Raw genomic sequence first — 19,750 nt, 5'->3', positions numbered from 1 at the left:
CTCTCACCGGTACTCCGAGAGCCTGCGGTTGACCCCGAGGACGGCGGCGGCCGCGCCCAGCACGGCCAGGGCGCCGGCCCCGATCGGCAGCCCGCCCAGCGCCCCGCGTCCGTCGCCCGCCGATCGGGTGAACTCGTCCTGCTCAACGGAGAGTGCCTTTTCGAGCGCCGAGTCCACTTGCTGGAACGACTGGCCCGTGGAGTCCTCCGTGCCGATGATCTGCACCAGCGCACCCTCGTAGTCGCCCTGGTCGTCGGTCGCACGGGCCTTGCGGTGGCGGTCCTGCCACTCGGACACACTGGTGATGGCCTTCGCCACCGGCTCGCTCCCCCGGAAGTCGTCGGCGAGCTTCTCGGCCCTCTTCAGCTGCGCGTCGAGGGCCTTCATGCCCGAGGTGTAGTCGGTCTCGTACTTGTCGCCGGTGCCGTCCGCGGTCAGTACGGCACCGCGGGCGACCAGGGTGAGGTTCTCATTGGCGCGTGCCTTCAGGGAGTTGATCCGCGCGTTGTTGAGGACATCGAGTGACTCCTGCCCGTGGACCATCGCGGCACGCACTTCGGTACGCGCCACCGTGTGCCCCACCGCCAGCCACAGCAGCAGCACGGTCGTCGCGGCCGTCGCCGCCAGCAGACCGTGGTTGAAGACCCTGTTCGTACGACGGTAGTTGCGCCGCTGCATCCACACCAGCGCGCCCAGCGCCACGATCCCGGTCAGCAGCGAGAGGTACGGAAACTGCCGGGCGTCGGCGGAGTCGCGGCCGAGCCGCCCCGTCTCCGCGACGTACAGCCGCTCGGCGGCGGGCAGCATTTCGTCGGTCATCTTCTGGTTCGCGTACCGGAGGTAGGCCCCGCCCAGCGGCAGACCCTGCCGGTTGTTGGCGCGGGCCCGCTCGATCAGTCCGGTGTAGACCGGGAGCAGTTCGTTCAGCGTGGTGATCTCGTGCCCGGACGTGGTCGTGGCGTCCGTGTTCGCCGCGGCCCTCACCAGCAGCCGCGAGGCGTCCTTGATGTCCTTCTCGTACTGCTCGTGCACATCCCTGGGCTCCTGGGCGCCCGCCAGGAAGCCGCTCGCCGCCATCGTGTCCGCGTCGGCGAGCGAACGGTAGACGGCCGCCGCGTCCGCGCTCAGCGGCTGACTGCGGCTGACGACGTCATCGGCCGCGGCGGCACGGCCCGAGATCTCCAGGGCGGTCACCGCTCCGAACGCCACGACCAGCAGCGCCAGTACGGCTCCGATGATCTGGAGCCGGCCGGGCTCGGTCGTCGCCGCGGCCCGCAGCCGCTCCGTCTGCCCGGTCCAGGCACCACGGCGCTGCGCGGGTACGGGCGCGGACAGCTCGCCGGGCGCGGACGGCTGAGCCGGTGTGCGCTCCGCCTGCGAGCCCCCGATCGGCGGGTATGTCACTCGACCTCCCCCTCGGTCACTGACGACGGCCCGGCCCCCCGGCCGATCGGAGGACTGGTGCCCGGCCAGAAGTATGGCCGCAGGGAACGGAGTCCATACGGAGAACGCCTGGACCTGTATCGGTCCACGCATTCGATCAGGGCGAGCGCAGTCGATCAAGACGATCGCCGTAACAAGCCCCGAAACATCCCCGTCAGCGCTGCCGAAGCATCCCCGAAGCGGACCGGATCCCCACCAGGAACACGTTCGGGACCACTGATCGGTTCCCTCACGCCCAGGGGCGCCTCACGGCGCGAACGCTGTGAGACGCCCCACGGGAGTGTCCAGTGTGTCAGGTGTACTGGGCGCGCAGTCTCCGGTGCACCTCGGGCGCCGCACCCACGTGGTCCAGGCCGAGCAGCGCGGCCCCCAGGACCGGCGGCTGCGACACCACCCGGACCACCGCCTTCGGGGCCCGGACCGCGAGGAGTTCGGCGATCCTGGCGTCCAGCTGCGGGTGGCGGGCGGCCAGCACACTGCCGCCCAGGAGCACCGGCGCCTCCTCGTCCAGCAGACCGAGGCGAGCCAGCGCCACCGAGGCCATCGCGACGACCTCCTCCGCCAGCCGGTCCACCACGGAGCCCGCCAACGGGTCGCCGGCCGCACTCGTGGCGAACAGCACCGGGGTCAGCTCATGGCGCCGCTCATAAGGAATCCGCCCCCGGTGCAGCGCCTCGATCAGCGCGTACATCGAGTCGAGCCCGAAGTGGCCGGGCAGCGTACGGACCAGTTCCGTCGGCTCGCCGCGGCCGTCCTCGGCCCGCGCGGCCAGCCACATGGCCTCCTCGGCCAGCCCCGCACCGCCGCCCCAGTCACCGGATATGCGGCCGATCGCGGGGAAGCGGGCGGTGCGCCCGTCCGGCACCATGCCGACACAGTTGATCCCGGCGCCGCAGACCACCGCGACGCCCCGCGGCTCGTCCACCCCGGCCCGCAGTATCGCGAAGGTGTCGTTGCGCACCTCCACCGTGCCCGCCCAGCCGCGGGCGAACAGAGCCTCGGTCAGCTCCGCCTCCTCGACCGGGAGATCGGCGTTGGCCAGACACGCGGACACATGCCCGATGTTCCCGATGGGCCCACCGACGGCGGCGACCGCCCGGTCAAGGATCGAGGACAGGACGTCCACGGCCGCCGTCACCCCGACGGCGGGCGGCTGGAAGCCGCCGCCCCGGGCCGTGGACAGCACGCTTCCGTCCTCGCCGATCAGAGCCACATCGGTCTTGCTGTTCCCCGCGTCGATGGCGACGACCGAGACGTTCACGCCCACGCGAGGTGCTCCCGGTTGTGCGCGATCAGCCGGTCGGTGAGGCCCTCGGCGTACTCGTACTGGCCGACCAGCGGATGCGCGAGCAGCGCCTTGAAGACCCGGTCCCGGCCGCCGCGCAGCGCGGCTTCCAGGGCGAGGTCCTCGTACGCCGTGACATGACCGATCAGACCGGCGTACAGCGGGTCCAGCGCCGGGACGGCGAGCGGGGTCGCGCCCGTGCCGTCGATCCGGGCCTGCACCTCGATCACCGCGTCGTCCGCCAGGAACGGCAGCGTCCCGTTGTTGTACGTGTTGACCACCTGCACCGCGGAACCGCCGCCGCCGAGCAGCGAGGCCGCCAGGTCCACGGCCGCCTCCGAGTAGAAGGCGCCGCCGCGCTTGCCGAGCAGGGCCGGCTTCTCGTCCAGGGCCGGGTCGCCGTACATCTCCAGGAGTTCCTTCTCCATCGCCGCGACCTCGGCGGCCCGGGACGGCTTGGTGCCGAGCTCCCGGACGACCTCGTCGTGCGCGTAGAAGTACCGCAGGTAGTACGAGGGGACGACGCCCAGCCGGTCCACGATGGCGCGCGGCATGCGCAGGTCGTCCGCGATGGCGTCGCCGTGCTCGGCGAGCAGCTTCGGCAGGACGTTCTCGCCGTCGGGGCCGCCCAGGCGCACCCCGAGCTCCCAGGTCAGGTGGTTCAGTCCGACGTGGTCCAGGTGGACCTCGCCGGGGGTGACGTCGAGCAGCGCGGCGAACCTCCGCTGGAAGCCGATCGCCACGTTGCACAGGCCGACGGCCTTGTGCCCGGCCTGGAGGAGCGCCCGGGTGACGATGCCGACCGGGTTGGTGAAGTCGATGATCCAGGCGTTCGGGTTCGAGCGGCGCACCCGCTCGGCGATGTCGAGGACGACGGGCACCGTGCGCATCGCCTTGGCGAGGCCACCGGCGCCGGTGGTCTCCTGGCCGACGCAGCCGCACTCCAGCGGCCATGTCTCGTCCTTGTTGCGGGCGGCCTGTCCGCCGACGCGCAGCTGGAGCAGGACCGCGTCGGCGTCGGCGACGCCCGCGTCCAGGTCGGAGGTGGTGGTGATCCGCCCCGGGTGGCCCTGCTTGGCGAAGATCCGCCGGGCCAGGCCGCCGACCAGCTCCAGCCGGTCGGCCGCCGGGTCGACGAGCACGAGCTCCTCGACCGGCAGGGTGTCGCGCAGCCGCGCGAAGCCGTCGATCAGTTCAGGTGTGTAGGTGGACCCGCCACCAACTACTGCGAGCTTCATGGTCAGCCCTTTACTCCGGTCAGTGTGACGCCCTCGACGAATGCCTTCTGGGCAAAGAAGAAGACGGCGATCACGGGGGCCATGACCAGTACGGTCGCGGCCATGGTCAGATTCCAGTTCGTGTGGTGTGCGCCCTTGAAGGATTCGAGGCCGTAACTGAGCGTCCAGGCGGCCGGGTTCTCGGATGCGTAGATCTGTGGGCCGAAGTAGTCGTTCCAGGCGGCGAAGAACTGGAACAGCGCGATCGCCGCGATGCCGGGCTTGGCCATCGGCAGAACGACTCTGATCAGCGTGCGGAATTCGCCGCAGCCGTCGACCTTGGCCGCGTCGAGGTACTCGTTGGGGATGGTCAGGAGGAACTGCCGCAGCAGGAAGATGGAGAACGCGTCACCGAAGGCCATCGGGATGATCAGCGGCCAGAGGGTGCCGGACAGGTCCAGCTGCTTGGCCCAGAACAGGTACATCGGGATGATGACGACCTGCGGCGGCAGCATCATCATCGAGATGACCAGCATCAGCGACAGCTTGCGGCCGCGGAAGCGGAACTTGGCGAGCGCGTACGCCACGGGCACGGACGACACTACCGTCAGCACGGTGCCGACCCCCGCGTACAGCAGGGTGTTGCGCCACCAGGTCAGGAAGCCCGGGGTGTCGAAGACCTGCTGGTAGTTGCCCCACTCCCAGGTGTTCGGGGTGAGGTCGCGGGTCAGCGCCTGCTGGTCGGTCATCAGCGAGGTCAGCACCACGAAGACGAACGGCAGTACGAAGAAGAGCGCGGCCGCGACCCCCAGCGAGTGCACGGCGATCCAGTGCAGCAGTGCCTTGCGGCGGGCGGTGCGCGCGGCGGGCGTGGGGCCGTCGGTCACCTGGGCGGCGGGCTTGTCGAGGAGTTGGGTCATGACTCAGTCACCGGCCTGGAGAAGGTTGTTGCGGCCGCGCATCAGCAGCGCGGTGAAGGTCATGGCCAGGGCGAACAGGACGAGGGCGACGACACAGGCGGAGCCGTAGTCGAAGCGCTGGAAGCCGAGGTTGTAGACGAGCTGCGGAAGCGTCAGTGTCGACTTGTCGGGATAGCCCGGTTCGAAGGCCTGGCCGGAGCCGCCGATGATGCCGGAGGCGACCTTCCCCGCGACCAGCGGTTGTGTGTAGTACTGCATCGCCTGGATCACTCCGGTGACCACGGCGAACAGCACGATCGGCGAGATGTTCGGCAGCGTGACGAAGCGGAACTTCTGCCAGGGCGAGGCGCCGTCCAGCTCGGCGGCCTCGTACTGCTCCGTCGGCACGTCCAGCAGCGCGGCCATGAAGATGACCATCAGGTCACCGATGCCCCACACCGCGAGCATGGTGAGCGCCGGCTTGGACCAGGAGGCGTCGTTGAACCACCCGGGCGTCGGCAGCCCCAGGTCGCCGAGGATCGAGTTGACCGGGCCCGTCCCGGGGTTGAGCAGGAAGACGAAGGCCAGCGTCGCGGCGACCGGCGGCGCCAGGTAGGGCAGGTAGAACAGGGTGCGGAAGACGCCCGTACCCGACTTGATCTTGGTGATCAGCATGCCGATGCCGAGGCCGAAGACGACCCGGCAGGTGACCATGACGAGGACCAGCCAGAGCGTGTTGCGCAGCGACGGCCAGAACATGGGGTAGTCCTCGAAGACATACCTCCAGTTCGTGAGGCCATTGAAGACCGGCGCCCCGAAACCGTCGTAATCCATGAAGGAGAAGTAGACGGTCGAGATCATCGGGTACGCGAAGAAGACGGTGAACCCGATCAGCCACGGCGACATGAAGGCCGCTGTCCGAAGGGCCGACCTGCGGCGCTTGGAGCGGAGAGTGTGGGTTGTCATCGTGCTGCTACTTAGCCTTGGCGATGTCGGTGTCGATCTGCTTCGCGGTCTTCTCCAGGCCGGCCTGGAGGTCCTTCACCGCGCCCTTCTCGTACTGGTAGCCGAAGTCCTGGATGGTCTGCTGGTACGTGGCGCCGTTGATGGCCCCGTCCGGAGTGTTGGACCTGGGGTGCTGGGCGATGTCCAGGAAGGTCTTGAAGCGCGGGTCGAACTTCAGGTCGGGCGACTTCAGCGCCTCGAAGGTGGAGGGCACATTGCGGATGCCGTTGGCGAAGTCGACGACGGCCTTGGTGTCGCTGGTCATGAACTTGACCAGCTCCCAGGCGGCGTTCTGCTTCTTGCTGGCCGGGGCGATGCCCATGATCGTGCCGGACAGGAAGCCCTTGCCGTAGCTGTCGGCCTCGTCGTCGGCGACGGGCATCGGCGCGACACCGATCTCGAACGGCACCTTGGCGTCCTCGGCCATGCCCAGCCGCCACTCGCCGTCCAGCTGCATGGCGACCTGACCGGTCTGGAACGGGTGCTTGGAGCCCCACTCGTCACCGAAGGTGCCGCGGTACTTCTCCAGCTTGTCGTAGCCGCCGAGGTCGGCGACCAGCTTCTTCTGGTACGTGAACATCTTCGCGAAGGACGGGTCCTTGGCGATGTTGGACTTGCCGTTCCCGTCGAAGTACTTGTGGTCCCACGAGGACATGTAGTGGTCGGCGACCGTCTCGTAGCCGTGGAAGGTCGGCATGAAGCCGAGCTGCTGGTAGCTGTCGCCCTTCTCGACAGTCAGCTTCTTCGCGATGCTCGCCAGCTCGGACATCGTCTTCGGCGGCGCGGCGATCCCGGCCTTCTCGAAGGCGTCCTTGTTGTAGTACAGCCCGTACGCGTCGGCGAGCAGCGGCAGGGCGCAGCGCTTGCCCTCGAACTGGGTGTAGTCCAGCAGGACCTTCGGGAAGGTCTTCTCCAGGTCGATCTTCGACTTCTCGATGAAGGGCGTCAGATCGGCGAAGGCGCCGGACGAGCAGAACTTGCCGACATTGGACGTGGTGAAGGAGGACACCACGTCGGGGCCCTTCGAACCGCCCGCGCGCAGCGACTGGTTCAGCTTGTCGTCGTTGATGTTCCCGACGACGTTGACCTTGATGTTCGGGTGGGCCTTCTCGAACCGGTCGATGTTGTCCTGGACCGCCTTGACCTCGGCGGGCGCGCTCCAGCCGTGCCAGAAGTTGATCGTGGTCTTCGCGTTCGGATCGTCGTTCGCGGCGGTCTCGGACTGGCCGGTACACGCGGTGGCGAGAACCGAGATCGCGGCGACGGCGACAGCGGCGGTGGTGGTCAGACGGCTTTTGCGCATGACGGGACTCCCAGGGACAGGGACAGGGGATGGAAGCGGGGGACGAGCGAGGAGAAGAAGGAGAAGAAAGAAGAGGGGAAGGCGGTGCGGCGGATCAGCGCGAGGTGTCGAACACTTCGTCGCGGGTATCGGAGAGGGCCCTTTCCAGGGCACCCCGCAGGACCGGATGCCGGTCGATCTCGCCGAGGACGAGACGGGGCCGGGAGGCGGCGAGTTCGGCGAGCTCGGACTGGATCAGGGACCGCAGGAGCTCGCCGCCCGCGGAGACCAGCTCACCGGAGAGCACGATCAGCCCGGGGTCGAGTACGGCGGTGACGGAGGCGAGACCGGTGGCGAGCCGCTGGGCGTACTGGCGCAGCAGCTCGGTCAGCGGCTCGTCCTGCTCGTACGCGGCGGTGGCCCGTACCAGCAGGGCGGCGGCGACCTCGGGGTAGGGCGTCTGAGGGGTGTCGATGCCGAGCGTCCGCGCGAGCCGCGGCAGCGCCTGGGCGCCCGCCAGCTCCTGGAAGCCGCCGCTGTTGGCCTTCACCACCTGGCGTACGAGCGGAGTGCCCGGCACCGGCAGGAAGCCGACCTCGCCCGCGCCGCCGGTGAAGCCGCGGTGCAGCCGTCCGTTGATGACGAGGGCGGCGCCGAGGCCCTCCTCGTTCCACAGCAGGACGAAGTCCTCGTTGCCGCGGGCCGCGCCGAGCCGCTGTTCGGCCACGGCGACCAGGTTCACGTCGTTCTCGTACTCCACCGGCATCGGCAGGAACGCGGCCAGCTCGTCCAGCAGCGTGCTGGAGTGCCAGCCGGGCAGGTGCGAGGCGTACCGCAGGCGGCCGGTGCCGGGATCGAAGGCGCCCGGTGTGCCGATGACCACGCGGTGCACGTCGGAGCGGGTGAGCCCGGCGTCCTTGACCGCGCCGTCCAGCGCCTCGGTCACCTGGCGCACCACGCTGTCGGCGCGCCGGCCGGGGGTGCGCAGCTCGAACTCGCCGACGGTCTCACCGGTCACATCGGCGACCGCGGCGACGATCCGCTGGGCGTTCACATCGAGCCCGGCGACATGGGCGGCCCGCGCGTTCACGGTGTACAGCTGCGCGTTGGGACCGGGGCGCCCCTCGCTGGTCCCGGTGGCCACGACCAGACCGGCCGCCTCCAGCCGCGCCAGCAGCTGGGACGCGGTGGGCTTGGACAGCCCGGTCAGCTTCCCGATCTTCGTCCGGGAGAGCGGGCCGTGTTCCAGGAGCAGGTCGAGGGCGGCCCGGTCGTTCATGGCGCGCAGGACGCGTGGCGTACCCGGTGTGGTTCCCGCCATGATCGATGCACCGCCCTCTGTTAGGAAACTTTCCTATTCGGTGAGAGGACGGTATGGCGCAGGTCACCGGACCGTCAATGGTTCACCCCCCTGTGGCAACCAAAGCGTTACCTGGGACGGTGATCGCACCCGCCGAACGGTCCAGGGGCGCCCCGCAGCAGTTCGCGGGGCGCCCCTGGACCGTGATGACGGGCGGGTGTCACTTCGTGATGCTCGGTGGCGCGATCGGGGTCGCGGCCATCGACTGCGGCGAGGTCGACGAGGCGTACGCGGACGGGGCGGCCATCCCGGCCGTCGGGTCCGGGACCGGCGCGCCGTCCGCCTGGACGGGCACGGTCCCGACCATCCGGATGCCCGCCTCGTCCAGCGCCTGCTTGATCCGCCAGCGCAGCTCCCGCTCCACGCCCAGCGCCTTGCCCGGCATCGTCTTCGCGGTGACCCGGACCGTCATGGAGTCCAGCAGCACGGCGTCCAGGCCGAGGACCTCCACCGGGCCCCACAGCCGCTCCGCCCACGGGTCCTCCTTGGCCATGGTCTCCGCGGCGGCGGTGATCGCCTTGCGGACCCGGTCCAGATTCTCCGTGGGACGCACCGTCACATCGACCCCGGCGGTGGACCAGCCCTGGCTGAGGTTGCCGATCCGCTTCACCTCGCCGTTGCGGACGTACCAGATCTCACCGTTGTCGCCGCGCAGCTTGGTGACCCGCAGGCCCACCTCGATGACCTCGCCGGAGGCGACGCCCGCGTCGACCGTGTCGCCGACGCCGTACTGGTCCTCCAGGATCATGAACACCCCGGACAGGAAGTCGGTGACGAGGTTGCGCGCGCCGAAGCCCAGCGCCACTCCGGCGACACCCGCGGAGGCCAGCAACGGCGCCAGATTGATCTGGAACGCGCCCAGGATCATCAGGGCGGCCGTGCCCAGGATCAGGAACGAGGTCACCGAGCGCAGGACGGAGCCGATGGCCTCCGAGCGCTGACGGCGGCGCTCCGCGTTGACCAGCAGGCCGCCCAGCGCGGTGCCCTCCACCGCCTGGGCGCTGCGGTTCATCCGCTCGATCAGGTTGGTCAGGGCCCGGCGGATCACGTAGCGCAGCACGATCGCGATCGCCGCGATGAGCAGGATGCGCAGACCGGTGTTCAGCCAGGTGGACCAGTTCTCCTCGACCCAGCCCGCGGCGTTGCCGGCCTGCTTGGCGGCTTCGTCCAGCGAGCCACCCGGCTCGGGTGACGGGGCTACGGCCAAGAGGACGGACAGGGACACGGTGGGAACCTCCAACAGGGGGCGACGGCTGACCAACCACACTAACGAAGCCGGTGGAGTGGATCGTTGCCGCTTTCCGGGGAGAGACACGTCTCACCTGGGAACGGAGTGGGTGTGGCCGATCGCACAGTGCGGGCGGCCACCCTGGTGAAGCACCTGTTCCGGCGGGCTCCGGCGCCCCGTCCGGGCGGTGGTGAGAAAAATCCTCCCGGCCCGTTACCCGCACGTGGTGGCGCTTCGACCAGGCAGGAGGAGAGACTGAGATCGGATCGTCCCGGCGCGAGCCACGCGCCGCCGGCGTACAAGGAGGCATCCACGTGCCGCACGTCCTGGTTCTCAACGCGTCGTACGAGCCGCTCGGCGTCGTACCGCTCCGTCGCGCGCTCGTCCTCGTGCTGGAGAACAAGGCGATCTGCCTGGAGGAGTCCGGCTCCTTCCTGCACAGCGCCACCCGTGCTCTGCCGGCGCCCAGTGTCGTGCGCCTCAAGCGATTCGTACGGGTCCCCTACCGGGGGCCCGTTCCCCTGACGCGCCGCGCGCTGTTCGCCAGGGACGGCGGGCGCTGCATGTACTGCGGAGCCGCCGCGACCAGCGTCGACCATGTCATTCCGCGCAGCCGCGGTGGACAGCACGCCTGGGACAACGTGGTGGCGGCCTGCCGCCGCTGCAACCATGTCAAGGCCGACCGGCATCTGCCCGAGCTGGGCTGGCGGCTGCGCCATCAGCCCGCCCCGCCGACCGGGCTGGCCTGGCGGATCATCGGGACCGGACACCGCGACCCGCGCTGGCTGCCGTATTTGCAACCGTTCGGCGCGGACGACGTAATGGCCCGGATCGACGGCGTTTCCGCCTGAGACCCGGGCCTTCGTCGTCCCTGCGTCGCCGCCGTGGAGCCACGGCGCACGCCCGCGGGCGACGGTGCACAGCTACGGGGCGACGGCGTACGCCTCCACCGACCAGAGGGAGTAGCCGTACTCGGTCGCCCGGCCGTCGCCCTGGACCCTGAGGAACCGGGTGTCCTTCGCGTCCATCCGCACCGCTTCGCGCCCGCCCCTGCCTTCCCGCACGGTCGCCGCCGTACGCCAGGTGCGGCCGTCCGCGGAGACCTGTATGCGGTAGCGGGAGGCGTACGCGTCCTGCCAGTGCAGCACCACCTGCCCGAGCCGTACCGGCTCGGCCAGTTCGGCCTGCCACCAGGCGCCGTCCTCGACCGGTGAGGACCAGCGGGTGGCGGGATCGCCGTCGGAGGCCGCCGAGGCGGGGAAGTCCGGGGTCTCGTCGCCGGACGAGGACGCCCTGGCCGTACGCGCCAGATCGGGGCCCGCCGTACGCGGGAAGGCCCGGACGGTCAGCGTGCTCTCCTCGCCCCCGAAGGTGAACGGCACCTCGTACTCGCCGGCCGGGGTGTCCGCCGGGACGGTGATGTCCACGGGGACGTCGGTACGTGAGCCGCGCGGCACCGTCGTCCGCTTCGGGACCTTCACCTCGATGCCCTTGGGCGCCTTGGCGGTGAGCTCGCCCCGTACCTCGGCGGGGCGCTGCGCGGCCAGCCGGGCCGCCACGCGCTGCGTGCCGCCGCCGATCTCCGCGTCCGTCACCCCGCGTACGAGATCGAGCTTGGCCGCGGGCTCGTCACCGAACCACGGGATCAGGTCGCGCACCTTCAGCGCACCCCGGTCCACCAGGGGAGCGGCCGGCAGGGCGGGGCTCATGAAGGAAGGGGGAGCGGTCCTGGCGCTCTCCGGCAGGCTGACGCGGATCGCGTCCGCCCGCAGCCCCCTCGCCGCCGTCTGGGTCCAGCCGCTCGCCGAGAGCCGGCCCAGCGTCCGCCAGCCCTCGCCCGGCACATGGCCCTCCAGGACCGCGTCGGCGAATCCGCCGCCCGGTTCCGTCATCGCCGTCACGGACTCCACGGGGCGGGCCCGGTTCAGCCGGACGGTGTAGCTGTCCGCGTCGCGGGTGACCGTTCCGGCGGTGCGGTCGGTGCCGTTCCAGCTGTCGGCCGCCTTGCGGGCGCGGTCCAGGAACGGGCCCAGCACGCCCTTGCCGACGGTCGCACCGCTCGCCGCGATGTCCTTGCGCAGCGGCTCCAGGGCCAGCTGCGCCTGCCAGGCCGCCGCCCCGTCCCCGCGCGCCTGGGCCTGGAGCAGATCGACGGTCAGCTCGCCCGCCTCGCCGTACCGGGCCAGCTGCTCGGTCCACGGCCGCACTTCCTCGTCCAGCCGTCCCTCCGCCGGGGTCTTCAGCCGTTCGGGGGCCTCCCGCATCACGGAGAACGCCGCCCGCAGATCGCGCGCGGCACCGTCCCGCACCGACGCGTCCGCCGCCCGGGACTTCCAGAACGCGGCGAGCAGCGGCTGGAGATAGGCGGACTCGTCGCCGCCGAGCACGGAGGTCGCGCTGTTGCCCGCGAGCGCCCGCAGCGCGGCCCGGGTACGGGCGTCCCCGCCCGCCAGGTCGTCGATCGCCGCGTGCCAGGACTCCTGCGGCCGGTACCCCTTCGGGTTCCAGGCGAAGTCGGCGGCGGTGAACAGCGGGATGCGGGAGGCGGACGCCTGCTCCATCGCGTTGGCGAGCAGCGCGGCCGAACCGCTCGCCACCGCCGGATCCCGGCCGGTGTACGGGCCCAGGAAGATCCGGTCCTGCGCGTAGTCGTTGACCGGATAGTTGTCCATGGTGACCAGCGGGTGCCGGAACGCGGCGCGGGCCCCGGCCAGTTCACCCCCGGTGATGGTCTTCGGCACGACCCCGACTCCGGTCCAGGCCACCTGCACCCGGTCGTCCAGCTCGGCGGCGAGCGCCGTGCGGTAGTCGGTGGCGCCGTCCTGGTAGAACTCGGTCGGCAGCACCGACAGGGGGGCCGCGCCGGGGTGACGGTCCGCCAGGTGCTGGGCGAGCGCGCCGGCCACCCGGGCCTGCGCCCTGGCCGCCGCCCGGGGACCGCTGCCGAAGGTGTCCGCGTCCTGGTCGCAGTGCCATTCGCTGTAGCTGACGTCCTGGAACTGCAACTGGAACACCCGCACGCCCAGGGCCCACATGGCGTCGACCTTGCGGGTCAGAGCCCTGACGTCGGCGTCCGACGCCATGCACATCGCCTGGCCGGGGGAGACGGCCCAGCCGAGCGTCACATGTTCGGCGCGGGCCTTCTCGGCGAGCGCCCGGAAGTCGGCGCGCCGCTCGGCCGGGTACGGGTCGCGCCAGCGGGCCAGCCGATAGGGGTCGTCGCCCGCCGCGTACAGATACCGGTTCTGTTTCGTGCGCCCCATGAAGGCGATCTGCGCGAGCCGTTCCTCGCGGGTCCACGGCTGCCCGTAGAACCCCTCGGCCATCCCGCGCACGGCCGTGCCCGGCCAGTCGCGCACCACGACCCCGGCCACGGAGCCGTCGCTCACCAGCTGACGCAGCGTCTGGACGCCGTGGAAGAGGCCGTCCTCGCCGATGCCGTCCAGGGCGACGGTGGAGCGCCCGGCGATCCGGCCGACGGCGATCCGGTAGCCGCCCGCGGGCAGGTCGGCGCGTTCGGGGGCACGCAGGGTCCGCAGCGCGTCCTGGGCACCCGTGCCGCCGATCCGGACGACCGGGCCGCGGCCGGGCAGGCCCTCGTGCAGGGTCCGTACGCCGGCCTCGCGCAGCACGGTGCGCAGCGCGTCGACGGCGTACGGATCGGCGTCCGCGGCGGCGACGACGGTGACCTCGGTGCCCAGCGGCACGGCCTGTCCGGCGGCCTTGATGCTCTGCGGCCGGGGCCAGACGGACGGCAGCCGCGCGCTGTCGGCGCGGTCGGGCGAGGTGGCGGCCGGCTGGCCGGGTACGACGGGGGCGGCCGTCGCGGCCGGTGCGACGGCCCCGAGCAGTCCGCCGATCACGGCGACGGCGACGGCCGTCGCGTGCTTTCTGCGTCCGAACCGCACGTCGCTCTCCCCTCGTCCCACCGGTGGGCTCCGAGCCCACCACCCAGGGCCGGGGGTGTCAATGCACGTGGCCGTTCTGTCGGATATGCCGGATGTGTTGGCGGGTGCGGTTCCTGATGGGCCGTAAGGGGGGCATTGGGGTGGCCGAAAACGCCTCATACCTGCCGTACGGGGGAACGGAATGTGACCTACGGCACGTTGGGCTCGTTGTCATAACGCCTATGTCTCGTCCACGTCTGCACCCGCCAGGGCTGGGTAGGTCTGCTGTGTCCTGTTCTCCACGGCCAGGAGGCCACCATGCCCGCTTCCGCGCAGCTTCTGCTCTCCGCCTTCTCCAAACAGGTACCGGACCAGGCCGGCTCGGCCCCACTGACCAGTGAGCCTCCCCTGGCGCAGGTCGCACCGCTGATCAGTGAGCTGCCGCTCGCCGATGTCTCCCCCCTGATCGGCGAATCCTCGTTCGCCGACACCGCCCCCTTGACCAGCGAGCCCCCGCTCGCCGACGCCACCCCGCTCACGAGCGAGCCACCGCTCGCCGCCGTCGCCCCTCTGACCAGCGAGCCGACCGCCCCCGGCACCGCAGGGGGCATGGAGTTCCCTGGAGTCTGAATGGGCTTGTCCCGGCTCGCCGCACTGCATGGCGTCGCCACCTCCTACTCCCCGTCCGCGGATGTCACGGTGTCCGTCCCCGACGACACGGTCACGGCCGTGCTCGCCGCGCTGGGCGTGGACGCCGGCACCCCCGAGGCCGTACGGAAATCACTGGCGGCCGCCGAATCGGCGGCGGTTTCGCGCCTGCTTCCGCCGACGCTGGTGGTCTGGTCCGGCGAGGCGCTGCCGCCCGCCCTGACCGCGCTGCCCCCCGGCACCACGCTGACCCTCACCCCGGAGGCCGAACCGGGCCGGGGGAGCGGCCGGGTGCCGCGGAAGCTGCGGATGCGGGTGACGGAGCGGCCGGCGGGGCTGCCCTCGCTACTGGAGGGGCTGGGAGGGGCATCCGCGGTACTGGAGGGGGCCCCGGCGGGACCGGAGGGGACCCGTGGATCTCCCGCGCAGGGCGGCGCACCCGCCGCCGGGACCGGGGGATCACCCGTCCCCTCCTGGTGGACCGGCCCGCCCCACGGTGTCCACCGCCTCGACGTCCGCGCCCCGGACCGCAGCAGCGCCACCGTCACGCTCGTCGTCGCCCCGCCCCGCGTCCCGCAGCCGCCCGCCCGCACCCATGGCTTCCTGGTCCAGCTCTACTCCCTGCTCTCCGGCCGCTCCTGGGGCATGGGCGACCTCGGCGACCTGGCCGACCTCGCCGCCTGGTCCGGGCGGACGCTCGGGTCCGGATTCGTCCAGGTCAACCCGCTCCACGCCGCCGTACCGGGCAGACCCACCGACCCGTCCCCCTACCGTCCCTCCTCGCGCCGCTTCCCCGACCCCGTACACCTGCGGGTCGAGTCGATCCCCGAGTACGGGCACGTCCAGGACCGGGCCACCCTGGACGACCTCCGGCAGGACGCCGCGTCCCAGCGCGAAGCCGTACTGAACAAGGGCGCGCTGATCGACCGGGACGCCGTCTGGGAGCTCAAGCGGCAGGCCCTGGAGCTCATCCACGAGGTGGAGCTGACCCCCGGCCGCCGCGCCGCGTACTGCGACTTCCTGGCCGAGCAGGGGCAGGCCCTGGAGGACCACGCCCTGTGGTGCGCCCTCGCCGAGGTGCACGGCTCCGACTGGCACGCCTGGCCCGCCGCCCTGCGCGACCCCCGCTCGGCGGGGACCGCCCGCGCCCGCGCCGGGCTCCTGGACCGGGTCGACTTCCACTCCCGGCTCGCCTGGCTGACCGCCGCTCAGCTCGCCGACGCCCAGCGCGCCGCCGAGGACGCCGGGATGGCGATCGGGATCGTCCACGACCTGGCCGTCGGCGTGCACCCCGCGGGCGCCGACACCTGGGCCCAGCAGGACGCCTTCGCGCAGGGGATGTCCATCGGCGCGCCCCCGGACGCCTTCAACGCGCGCGGCCAGGACTGGGGGCTGCCCCCGTGGCGCCCCGACGTCCTCGCCGCCACCGGCTACGCCCCCTACCGCGGTCTCCTGCGCGGGCTGTTCGGCCACGCGGGCGCCCTGCGCATCGATCATGTGATGGGCCTCTTCCGGCTCTGGTGGGTGCCCGAGGGCAGACCGCCCACCGAGGGGACCTACGTCGCCCAGGACGCCGAGGCGATGCTCGCCGTGCTCGTCCTGGAGGCGCACCGGGCCGGGGCGGTCGTCGTGGGGGAGGACCTCGGCACCGTCGAACCGGGCGTACGCGAGGCGCTCGCCCGGCGGGGCGTGCTCGGCACCTCCGTGCTCTGGTTCGAGCGCGACTGGGACGGCACCGGCCGCCCGCTGCCGCCGCGGAACTGGCGCCGGGACTGTCTGGCCACGGCCACCACCCACGACCTGCCGTCCACCGCGGCCCGGCTGACCGGCGACCATGTGACGCTGCGCCACCGCCTCGGTCTGCTCACCCGGCCCCTGGAGCAGGAGCTGACCGAGGACGCCACCGACACCGCCGAGTGGCTGGCCTGCCTCGCCCGGCTCCGGATGCTCCCCGAGGGCGACGGTGACGAGGAGGCGGCCGTCCGGGCCGTCCACCGGTTCCTGATGGACACCCCCGCCCGCATGGTCGGCGTCTGGCTCCCCGACACGGTGGGGGACCGCCGCCCGCAGAACCTCCCCGGCACCTGGGACCAGTACCCCAACTGGCGGCTGCCCGTCGCCGACGCCGAGGGGCACCCCGTCACCCTGGAGGAACTGGCCGTCTCGTCCCGGCTGCACGGCCTGATGGATGTTCTGAGACCCCGAAAGGGTCATACGGCACCCCCGGGCGCGCGTCGCTCCTAGGCGTTCGCTACGTTTGCACCGTGGACAAGAAGAACGCTATGCGCGCCGGCGCCGTCGCGGCCGGTACGACGCTGATGATGCTGCTCATGTCGTCCCCGGCGCTCGCGCTGACCCGCGACGACGGTGACGACCCGGGCCCGGGCCTGAGCGCGATGGAGACCATCGGTCTCTATGTCGTGGCGCCCATCGCCCTGTTCCTGGTGATCACGGGCCTGGTCATGGTCCTGGACAAGTCCAAGAAGCAGGCCTAGCCCCACACGCTCCTGACGAGTGCGCCGCCGGTACGAGGTACCGCGCGGCGCATTCGCACGTCCCGGCCCACATGCCCGTACGGTGCGGTGGCCCACGCGCCCGACGAAGCCCCAGCCTGCGCGTATGCCCAGGCCCCGGACCGCTCGGCGGTCCCTGTGCGGGTGTCCGCCCGGTAGGTTGCGCCCATGACCGAGTGGGACGTGAAGAAGCTCCGCATCCTGCGCACCCTGCGCGACCGGGGCACCGTGACCGCGACCGCCGAGGCGCTGTCGATGACCCCGTCCGCGGTCTCCCAGCAGCTCACCAATCTGGCCAGACAGCTCGGGGTGCCGCTCCTGGAGGCCCAGGGCCGCCGGGTCCGCCTCACCGACGCCGCGCACCTCGTACTCCGCCACGCCGAGGTGGTCTTCGCCCAGTTGGAGCGCGCCGACGCCGAACTGGCCGGCTATCTGCGCGGTGAGGCGGGCGAGGTGCGGGTCGGCGCGTTCTCCACCGCGGTGTCCGCCCTCGTCGTCCCCGCGGTCCGGCTCCTGCGCGCCGAGGGCCGGCCGGGTCCCGACGTACGCGTACGGGAGGCCGAGGCGGCGCAGGCGTACGAGCTGCTCACCTCGGGCGATGTGGACCTGGCCCTCTCCCTCGCCGCGCACGCCCCGACGGCCCGCGACCCCCGCTTCACCCTGCTGCCGCTGCTGGCCGATCCCCTGGACGTGGCGCTCCCGGCGGACCACCGGCTGGCGCACACCCCCGCCCTCCGGCTGGCGGACCTGGCCCGTGACCCCTGGATCTTCGGCGGCTCGGGCCCCTGGTCGCAGATCACCACCGCCGCGTGCGAGGCCGCGGGCTTCGTGCCCGAGCAGGCCCACAGCGCCGCCGGCTGGACGGCGATCCTCTGCATGGTCGAGGCGGGCATGGGCATCGCGCTGGTTCCCCGGATGGTGTCGAGGGAGCGCAGCGAGGGCGTGGTGATGCGGGTCCTGGACGCGGACCAGCCGCGCCGCCATGTGGTGGCGGCGGTGCGGCAGGGGGCGGAGCGGGGCCCGGCGGTGGCACGCGTCCTGAAGGCGCTCACCCAGGCTGCCGAATCGTTCAGCTGAGCTGAACATCATCTGCGAAAACTTTCGATGGACCTGATGAGTGCGGGCGTAGGACAGTCGTCGCATGACCTTCGACGCGAGCGGGACCACATTCCAGGACACCGACCCCCACGCCAATGACGCGGCCCCCTACGGCGGCGGCGACCCGTACGCCGACTACCGCACCGCCGACGACCTCCCCTTCACCGACCTCGTCGACCTCGCCGACCGCCGCCTCGGCGCGGGCGTGATCGCCGCCAACGACGAGTTCTTCGCCGAGCGCGAGAACCTCCTGATCCGCGAGCGCGCCGTGTTCGAGCCCGAGCGCTTCGGGCACAAGGGCAAGATCATGGACGGCTGGGAGACCCGCCGTCGCCGCGGTGCCGACGCGGCCCACCCCTTCCCGGCCCCCGGGGAGCACGACTGGGCCATCGTCCGGCTCGGCGCCCCCGGCATCATCCGCGGCATCGTCGTGGACACCGCCCACTTCCGCGGCAACTACCCGCAGCGCGTATCGGTCCGGGCGACCGCGGTCGAGGGCGCGCCCGGCCCGGACGAGCTGCTGGCCGACGACGTGAAGTGGGAGGAGATCGTCGCGCCGACGCCGGTACGCGGCCACGCCGCCAACGCCTTCGAGATCACCGGTGGCCGCCGCTACACCCACATCCGTCTCTGCCAGCACCCCGACGGCGGCATCGCCCGCCTCCGCGTGCACGGCGAGGTGATCCCCGACCCGGCGTGGCTCGCCGCACTCGGCACCGTCGACCTGATCTCGGTCCTGAACGGCGGCACCTACGAGGACGCCTCGGACCGCTTCTACTCCTCGCCCACCCAGATCATCCTGCCCGGCACCTCCCGCAAGATGGACGACGGCTGGGAGAACCGCCGCCGCCGGGTCCGCGACACCAACGACTGGGTCCGCTTCCGGCTGCCCGCCCAGGGCGCGGTCCGCGCGGTCGAGATCGACACCGCCTACCTCAAGGGCAACGCGGCCGGCTGGATCGCCCTCCAGGGCCGCAACGGCGAGACCGGCGAATGGTTCGAGATCATCCCCCGCACCCGGCTCCAGCCGGACACCCTCCACCGCTTCGTCCTGCGTGCCCGGGCGGTGGTCACCCACGTCCGCCTCGACACCTTCCCCGACGGCGGAGTGGCCCGGATGCGCCTGCACGGCACGCTCACGGAGACCGGCACGGCCGAACTGGCCCGCCGTTACGAGGAGTCGGGCGCCTGAATCCGGTCGGGCGCGCACGCCCCACCCTGCTCCCGCCCGGCGGACGGCTGCGCTCCTGCGCCCGACCGCCGGGCGGATTCCACGCTCCGGACGGCCGAGGGGGACGCCCGGGGAAGAGGCCGCGCGGGACGGGCTAGTCTGCCGTCGGTCCCGTTACTTCGCTCCCGTGGGGATGGCAGATGGCAGAGCTCATGCTGTGCACCGGACTCGATCCGGACGAACCGGACTCCGTGACGCTCGTCGTGGTCGTGGCGGAGGAAGGGGCCGAGGACGAGCGCGCCGTCGCGCGGCTCGGGGTGTACGGATACGAAGGCGACGGCTGCCTCTACTTCGTGCAGACGGACGGCTGGGCCGAGCGGCGGCTGGACGGCGAACTGCTGACCGTGGACATCGTGGCCCACCCCCTCGTACTCAAAGGGCTGGAGGCCGACGCGGAGCTGTTCCCCGAACGGTCCTCGGCCGACCCGGCGGCGCTGCGGCTGCTGCGCGTGAGCGGCCGTGTCGGCCCTGGTCTGTACGCACAGGCCCAGGACAGCACCGTCGTACTGACGGCACCCGCCGGGACGCCGGCCGAACAGGTCGTGGCGGAGGCCCGGTCCGGCGAGAGATGGCCGCTCATCCTGGCACCGCCGCCCGAGTAGCCAGGGAAGAGCCGCCGCCCGGACAGCCCGGAAAAGAGAGGGGCGCCCCCGA

Annotated in this window: 16 protein-coding genes; 7 read left to right on the top strand and 9 right to left on the bottom strand. The window is 71.8% G+C overall.

Annotated features, from left to right (window positions below; all coding sequences use genetic code 11):
* Window positions 1–3 precede the first annotated feature (3 nt).
* The 8 genes from A6A29_RS25710 to A6A29_RS25675 form a co-directional block, all read right to left on the bottom strand.
* Entirely contained in the window at window positions 4–1,404 is a 1,401-nt protein-coding gene (locus A6A29_RS25710; protein WP_073723281.1) for a hypothetical protein, read from the bottom strand.
* A 331-nt stretch (window positions 1,405–1,735) separates the two neighbouring features.
* Window positions 1,736–2,710 carry an N-acetylglucosamine kinase gene (locus tag A6A29_RS25705; protein ID WP_073723279.1) on the bottom strand — a complete coding sequence of 325 codons (975 nt, stop codon included), beginning with the start codon at window positions 2,708–2,710 and terminating at the stop codon, window positions 1,736–1,738.
* The gene (locus A6A29_RS25700; RefSeq protein ID WP_073723277.1) at window positions 2,701–3,966 is read right to left on the bottom strand and encodes a 6-phospho-beta-glucosidase; all 1,266 of its coding nucleotides are present in this window, start codon (window positions 3,964–3,966) and stop codon (window positions 2,701–2,703) included. The genes A6A29_RS25705 and A6A29_RS25700 overlap by 10 nt, the downstream gene beginning before the upstream one ends.
* A gap of 2 nt (window positions 3,967–3,968) precedes the next feature.
* On the bottom strand, window positions 3,969–4,865 hold the full coding sequence (locus A6A29_RS25695; protein ID WP_073723275.1) for a carbohydrate ABC transporter permease: 897 nt from the start codon (window positions 4,863–4,865) through the stop codon (window positions 3,969–3,971).
* A gap of 3 nt (window positions 4,866–4,868) precedes the next feature.
* Window positions 4,869–5,810, bottom strand: coding sequence for a carbohydrate ABC transporter permease (locus A6A29_RS25690; protein ID WP_073723273.1), 942 nt, complete (start codon window positions 5,808–5,810; stop codon window positions 4,869–4,871).
* 7 nt (window positions 5,811–5,817) lie between these two features.
* Window positions 5,818–7,152: an ABC transporter substrate-binding protein gene (locus A6A29_RS25685; RefSeq protein ID WP_073723271.1), complete on the bottom strand. Its 1,335-nt coding sequence runs from the start codon at window positions 7,150–7,152 to the stop codon at window positions 5,818–5,820.
* A 94-nt stretch (window positions 7,153–7,246) separates the two neighbouring features.
* Window positions 7,247–8,452, bottom strand: a complete 1,206-nt coding sequence (locus A6A29_RS25680) for an ROK family transcriptional regulator (RefSeq protein ID WP_073723269.1) — start codon at window positions 8,450–8,452, stop codon at window positions 7,247–7,249.
* Between the two features lie 199 nt (window positions 8,453–8,651).
* A complete protein-coding gene (locus A6A29_RS25675) occupies window positions 8,652–9,716 on the bottom strand; it encodes a mechanosensitive ion channel family protein (protein ID WP_073723267.1) in 1,065 nt (354 codons plus the stop codon).
* 317 nt (window positions 9,717–10,033) lie between these two features.
* Between A6A29_RS25675 and A6A29_RS25670 the strand changes: the two genes are divergently transcribed.
* Window positions 10,034–10,570, top strand: coding sequence for an HNH endonuclease (locus A6A29_RS25670; protein ID WP_073723265.1), 537 nt, complete (start codon window positions 10,034–10,036; stop codon window positions 10,568–10,570).
* Between the two features lie 72 nt (window positions 10,571–10,642).
* Here the strand turns inward: A6A29_RS25670 and A6A29_RS25665 are convergent, their stop codons facing one another.
* On the bottom strand, window positions 10,643–13,627 hold the full coding sequence (locus A6A29_RS25665) for a beta-N-acetylglucosaminidase domain-containing protein (protein WP_073723263.1): 2,985 nt from the start codon (window positions 13,625–13,627) through the stop codon (window positions 10,643–10,645).
* 297 nt (window positions 13,628–13,924) lie between these two features.
* Between A6A29_RS25665 and A6A29_RS25660 the strand changes: the two genes are divergently transcribed.
* The 6 genes from A6A29_RS25660 (at window position 13,925) to A6A29_RS25635 (ending at window position 19,698) form a co-directional block, all read left to right on the top strand.
* The gene (locus A6A29_RS25660) at window positions 13,925–14,236 is read left to right on the top strand and encodes a hypothetical protein (protein WP_073723261.1); all 312 of its coding nucleotides are present in this window, start codon (window positions 13,925–13,927) and stop codon (window positions 14,234–14,236) included.
* Window positions 14,237–16,498: a 4-alpha-glucanotransferase gene (malQ, locus tag A6A29_RS25655; RefSeq protein WP_073723259.1), complete on the top strand. Its 2,262-nt coding sequence runs from the start codon at window positions 14,237–14,239 to the stop codon at window positions 16,496–16,498.
* Between the two features lie 20 nt (window positions 16,499–16,518).
* Window positions 16,519–16,749 carry a hypothetical protein gene (locus tag A6A29_RS25650; protein ID WP_073723257.1) on the top strand — a complete coding sequence of 77 codons (231 nt, stop codon included), beginning with the start codon at window positions 16,519–16,521 and terminating at the stop codon, window positions 16,747–16,749.
* Window positions 16,750–16,935: 186 nt separating this feature from the next.
* Complete coding sequence (locus A6A29_RS25645; protein ID WP_073723255.1) at window positions 16,936–17,844, top strand: LysR substrate-binding domain-containing protein; 909 nt, start codon at window positions 16,936–16,938, stop codon at window positions 17,842–17,844.
* Window positions 17,845–17,908: 64 nt separating this feature from the next.
* Window positions 17,909–19,057 (top strand): allantoicase, encoded by a 1,149-nt coding sequence (alc, locus tag A6A29_RS25640; protein ID WP_073723253.1) that lies wholly within the window; start codon window positions 17,909–17,911, stop codon window positions 19,055–19,057.
* 179 nt (window positions 19,058–19,236) lie between these two features.
* Window positions 19,237–19,698 (top strand): hypothetical protein, encoded by a 462-nt coding sequence (locus A6A29_RS25635; protein WP_073723251.1) that lies wholly within the window; start codon window positions 19,237–19,239, stop codon window positions 19,696–19,698.
* The last annotated feature ends 52 nt before the right edge of the window (window positions 19,699–19,750 follow it).

This window comes from Streptomyces sp. TSRI0281, from assembly GCF_001905125.1.
Lineage (GTDB): Bacteria > Actinomycetota > Actinomycetes > Streptomycetales > Streptomycetaceae > Streptomyces.
This window is presented reverse-complemented; position numbering and strand designations above follow the sequence as displayed.